The 4538-nt window shown below is 45.6% G+C and carries 3 protein-coding genes; 1 reads left to right on the top strand and 2 read right to left on the bottom strand.

The genetic code is table 11. The annotated features are described in order from the left end of the window. Together C7B77_RS24655 and C7B77_RS24650 are read right to left on the bottom strand one after the other, a co-directional pair. Positions 1 to 1007: protein-L-isoaspartate O-methyltransferase family protein (locus C7B77_RS24655; protein ID WP_106311157.1), on the bottom strand; the 1007-nt coding region annotated here is incomplete at its 3' end. A 52-nt stretch (positions 1008 to 1059) separates the two neighbouring features. Continuing rightward, positions 1060 to 2205: a sensor histidine kinase gene (locus tag C7B77_RS24650; RefSeq protein ID WP_106311154.1), complete on the bottom strand. Its 1146-nt coding sequence runs from the start codon at positions 2203 to 2205 to the stop codon at positions 1060 to 1062. A 496-nt stretch (positions 2206 to 2701) separates the two neighbouring features. Between C7B77_RS24650 and kdpA the strand changes: the two genes are divergently transcribed. Then, positions 2702 to 4411 (top strand): potassium-transporting ATPase subunit KdpA, encoded by a 1710-nt coding sequence (gene kdpA / locus C7B77_RS24645; protein WP_106311151.1) that lies wholly within the window; start codon positions 2702 to 2704, stop codon positions 4409 to 4411. Positions 4412 to 4538: the final 127 nt, after the last annotated feature.

Genomic DNA, 4538 nt, shown 5'->3' with positions numbered 1-4538 from the left:
TAAGTAATCAGTAGATCGTTTTGGGCAATTACTAGCGAATGCTGTGCCTGCTGCCATAATCCAAAATATAGATATTCTCGCGATTTGGGCGTTTTCTTTTCGGTCTTAAATGCCCGAAAAGATGGCTCAGAAATACTTAAAAAGTTACGAATTCCCATCGTATACCACTGAAAAGCATCTTTACCATTACCGCCCCACCAAAATGCTCTCCGCGAGACTTCTTGCTTTTGTAACTCTACCCATTCAGGTAAATTCTCAATATTAATCGGCTCTAAACTATCTAATTGATATCTTCCCTTGAGTTGAACGAATCCGCAAGCCCTTGAATCAAGCGACTCAAAATAATTATCTGTCTTTTTCAATAGAAATAGGTTATCGCCACCACCTTGATTTTTGATAACAATCAGCAATAAACCATCTTGTTTAATCTGAGAATAAAAATAATGCGGTATATCGTAAGCACCAGCCGTAAATATTGCTCGATCGTATTGAATATCTGTGCCGTGCCCTTCACCACCATCGGCGTTAATAATACTGACATTCTCAATGCCTAGCATTTTAATGGTTTCCATAGCCATCCGAGCTACTTCAGGAATGATTTTGAGGCTATAAACATGTCCTGACAAACCAACTAAATTGCCCATTAAGGCTGCATTCCAACCACTCCCCGCACCAAGTTCAAAGATTGTTTGCCCTGGTTGAATTTGTAACAGATCGAGCATCTCCATCACAAACGATGGTTGTGAAATCGTCGAAGGAATATTATCATCATCTTCGCCAAAGAGAATTAGTGGTTTGTCCGTGTAGATTGTTGCCAAATGTTCGGCTAGATTCTCTCGATCTACTTCCTGCCACTCTCTCACACCCCAGTTACGATAGCGGTTCAAAAACAAATGTCGTGGTGTTGCCAAGTAAGCTTGCTGTACTGCCTCACTTATCGGTCGTTCGCGATATAAGTATTGGGCTTTTTCTAAGAGTTGTTGCTGATATTTAATTGCTAAATTCATACTCAAACATAAAGCCTATAACTATGTAACTCTATTGTTTTCTTTTCTGTAGCTAAGAAGCTGGATAAACGATCGCAGGGAGGCGAAACCCAAAAATTGCACCTTGGGGAGAGCGATTTTCAGCCCAGATCGTACCGCCATGCGCCTCAACAATTTGACGAGCTAAATATAAACCCAAACCAGATCCGCTCGCTTGACGATCGCTTTCGCCTTGATAAAACCTACCGAATAAGTGTGTCATTTCATCTGGCTGAATTCCCGCGCCTGTGTCCGCGATTTTGACTACCTGCTGCGAACCTTGGGTACTGAGCACGATTTCCACCTTTGCCCCGCGTGGCGAGTGATTGATGGCATTGGCAATTAGATTGGCAAACACCCGCTCTAGTTGAAAAGCATCGCCATTCACCCACAGAAATTGCCGAAACTCGGAGTTTCCATAATTTAATGATAGGTGAACGCGGCGGCTCGCCGCAAGATCGAACAACGCGGTGGCGGCGGATTCGGCTAACTTGCTCAGATCGATCGGGATTTGCCGTAGGTGCAAGCCTTCAATATCGTTGCGATAGACATCAAGCAGGGTTTCGACCAATTGTAAGGTAGTCTGATGCGACCGGATCGTCACGCCCAATACATGTTTTTGTTTAGGTTGCACCTCCCCAAATTGCCCTCGATCGAAGGCTTTAAGCGTCTCTATGGCACCCAAAATTGGCGTTTTGAGATCGTGAGCCAAAGTGGATGTAAAGTCCTCCCGTAGGCTGGCAAGTTGTTCTTGGACTTGGAGTTTGGCTTGCTGTTGTGCTAGAGTTTGCTGAATATAACGATTGCGATCGCTCAAAAGTCCCGTGACAATCAGCGCAACGACGGTAATCAGTCGATTTGCCACCATTGCGGGCTGAATCGGCTGTTTGCCTGGAATCCAGATATTCAGCAGCGTTAGCACTACCGCAATCGCTACGAGCACTATGGTACTACCTCGATGCAGTCGCGGTTTGAAAAACAAAATCGGACTGATATAGAGGTATCCCATCACATAGTCAGCGGGAGTGAGTAGCTCTAGTGCAAACACGATTCCAAACAAACCAACGGTTACCCAAAATCGCGAAAATCGATCGATACCATAGCTTTGAAGCAGTAGTGTCTGCTGTGGTTGGTGTGGTGTTTGTTCGGAAACACTTAATGAATTAGTTCGCAGTGCCATAAGACATCACCCTAAAAGCCCGATTCATTCAGTGTAGCGATAAAGATCCCCTTCTCAAAAGCAAGTATTTGGCGGGTAATTTTATCAAAGCTAAGCAATAGCGATCTTAACATGTTTATCCTTCGATCGAAAGATAGATGTTTAATCGACCATCGATCGATCGTTCGACAACAAATAGCTCTTTAGATAGAGACGTAATACTCCAATAAAAAATTTAAAATTTACAAGTAAATAAAAGTGATGGCAAAGTAGATAAACACAATCTAAACGCGCACTAAACGTCAGCAAATTTGAAAGGCTTCAAATCTAGACAGGTCATCAGAATTTGACTCAAACAAATAAATATACCTTTTCAAACAACTAAAGTTGCGCGATTGTATTAAATAGAGCAGCAAATAAAAAACAAAAGTAGATCGAAGCTCCATCGACTAATTCAGCTCGATTCTCCACAGGAGAGGCTTTGCTCGCGCATCGTACAGATGAGGAATATCGAATCATGTTACAGGGATGGCTTCAAATTGGATTGACGTTAGCTCTAATTGTGGCAATTACACCGATATTTGGTGGCTATATCGCCCGCGTTTATTTAGGTCAAAAAACACTGCTCGATCGAGTTTTTCAGCCGATCGAGCGGCTGATGTTTAGACTCAGTGGTGTCAAACCTGAGACCCAGATGAATGGCTGGCAATATGCTAGGGCAATTTTATACAGCAACTTGGCAATGGCCATTTTGCTATTTGCAATCTTAATGTTGCAGGGAGTGCTACCGCTCAATCCAACTGGATTGGGCGCGCCCACTTGGGACACCGCACTACATACGACTATTTCATTTATCACTAATACCAATCAGCAGCACTATTCTGGCGAAACAACTTTGAGCTATTTCTCGCAGATATTGGGGCTGGGATTTATGTTCTTTACCTCAGCGGCAACGGGAATTGCCGTCGCGATCGCGTTTATTCGCGGCTTGACGGGAAGACCTTTGGGTAATTTTTATGTCGATTTAACTCAGGCAATTACCCGAATTTTACTCCCGATTAGTATCGTCGGCACGCTCTTATTAGTTGCCGCTGGCGTGCCAGAAACCCTCTCAGGGCCGATCGTCGTGCCGACATTAGAAGATCCGAACCTGCGTCAAGCGATCGCGCTCGGCCCTGTCGCTCACTTCGAGATTATCAAACAATTGGGCGAAAACGGCGGTGGTTTTTTTGCAATTAACTCCGCACATCCATTTGAGAATCCTAATGGATTTTCCAATCTGATTCAGACATTAGCAATGATTTCGATTCCGACATCAATGATTTATACCTACGGAGTCATTGCCAACAACCGCAAGCAAGCTTGGTTGGTATTTGGGATGGTATTTATCATTTACGTCGGATTTATCATCGTCACCGCAATTGGGGAGTATCAAGGCAATCCCCTCGTCAACTCCATCCTCGGTAGCGCACAGCCCAATTTAGAAGGCAAAGAAGTCCGGTTTGGGTGGGCGCAGTCGGCTTTATTTGCCGTGACCACCACCGGGACGATGACTGGTGCAGTCAATTCCATGCACGACTCATTCATGCCTACAGGTGGATTCGTGCTCTTATCTAACCTGTTTCTCCAAATTATCTGGGGCGGACAGGGTACGGGGACGGCATACCTATTTTCCTACCTAATTTTGGCCGTATTTGTCACCGGATTGATGGTCGGACGTACCCCCGAATTCTTAGGACGCAAAATCGAGAAAAGTGAAGTCGTCTTAACCAGCTTCTTGCTCTTACTGGTACATCCCCTGTTCGTATTGATACCCGGAGCGATCGCGCTAGCATTTCCCGACCAACTTGCTGGCATTAGCAATCCAGGCTTTCACGGACTCGCCCAAGTCATGTATGAATATGCCTCCGCCACCGCCAATAATGGTTCCGGCTTTGAAGGATTAGCCGATAGCCAACCCGCACCCACAGCCCTGTGGTGGAACCTGAGTACCTCTTTGAGTTTACTGGGCGGACGTTATATCCCGATCGTGGCTCTACTAATCCTGGCTGACGGCATGTCGCGCAAACAACCAGTTCCATTCACGACAGGTACGCTCCGCACCGATACCATTCTGTTTACCAGCGTCACCGCAGGCGTCATCCTCATCATGGGTGCCTTAACCTTCTTCCCCATCCTAGCTCTAGGGCCGATCGCCGAAGGCTTTCTGCTTGCCAAGGGAGGTTAATGTGAGTTGGGAGTTGGGAGTTGGGAGTTAAGCTGTCGTCCTTACCCCTACTCTTGCTCCCAAGTCTACGTTGTATCTACAAGTTATTTGAGTTACTGCGTAGATCCACCCACCCCGCCCTATGGGC

The organism is Chamaesiphon polymorphus CCALA 037 (assembly GCF_003003845.1).
GTDB classification, from domain to species: domain Bacteria; phylum Cyanobacteriota; class Cyanobacteriia; order Cyanobacteriales; family Chamaesiphonaceae; genus Chamaesiphon; species Chamaesiphon polymorphus.
Note: the sequence above shows the minus strand (reverse complement) of the source record. Positions and strands in the feature narration are given on the sequence as shown.

Excerpts from the sequence above, each read along its gene's own strand:
- kdpA (WP_106311151.1), top strand. The coding sequence starts at position 2,702 with ATGTTACAGGGATGGCTTCAAATTGGATTGACGTTAGCTCTAATTGTG.
- C7B77_RS24650 (WP_106311154.1), bottom strand. The coding sequence starts at position 2,205 with ATGGCACTGCGAACTAATTCATTAAGTGTTTCCGAACAAACACCACAC.